The organism is Vibrio sp. OPT46 (genome assembly GCF_015163535.1).
GTDB classification, from domain to species: Bacteria; Pseudomonadota; Gammaproteobacteria; order Enterobacterales; family Vibrionaceae; genus Vibrio; species Vibrio alginolyticus.
Genome location: NZ_JADDYG010000758.1, coordinates 1 through 654, shown reverse-complemented (window position 1 = coordinate 654; position 654 = coordinate 1). Strand labels below are relative to the sequence as shown.

Annotated in this window: 1 pseudogene; it reads right to left on the bottom strand. The window is 35.9% G+C overall.

Annotated elements, in window-relative coordinates:
- Positions 1 to 442: 442 nt before the first annotated feature.
- Positions 443 to 654, bottom strand: a pseudogene (locus tag IQR33_RS26780) (3-deoxy-7-phosphoheptulonate synthase); the annotation flags it as partial.

Below are 654 nucleotides of genomic sequence, written 5' to 3'. Positions count from 1 at the left end.
TCGTTGGCCATTTTGGAAAAGCCTACTACTTCTCGTTTCATAAACAGTCCTTATTAATTCACTAATGTAATGGAAGTCATCAACTTGTACCTCTAATTGCCTTTATTAGAACAAGTGTTCCTCTAATAGAGGAATATTTGATTAGGAGTGAGGCTATTGCCCAATAGTCATGACAATGCAGATTGGGTGTCTTTGCCAAATAGAATTAGGGAGCAACTACTTAAGTAAATGAACAGGAAGAAGTATAATTGATATTGATAATTAATATCAAATGATAATTGTTATCATTCTGTCCTTGCATAGCATTATCGTCCTTATTTTAACAATAATTATATCGTTTGCATTTGGTTACATGGGGGGATTTACGGGCAGCGTTTGTGTATGAAACAAGCCAATCAATAACTATTTGTACTATTAACACGTTGCAAATAGTTAATTGAATTTAGGAGTGTTCAGTTTTGGTTAAATGAGAACTTTTATGTTGTAATACAGCGTTATTTAAGTGCTCTAGAAACAGTAAAGAATCCTGCCAGCTTAAGCACTCATCTGTTATGGACTGTCCGTAAGTGAGCAGATCAGCATCGATTGTTTGATTGCCTCCCACCAAGAAGCTTTCGCACATGACCCCCGCGATATTTGTTTCACCCAATGAGA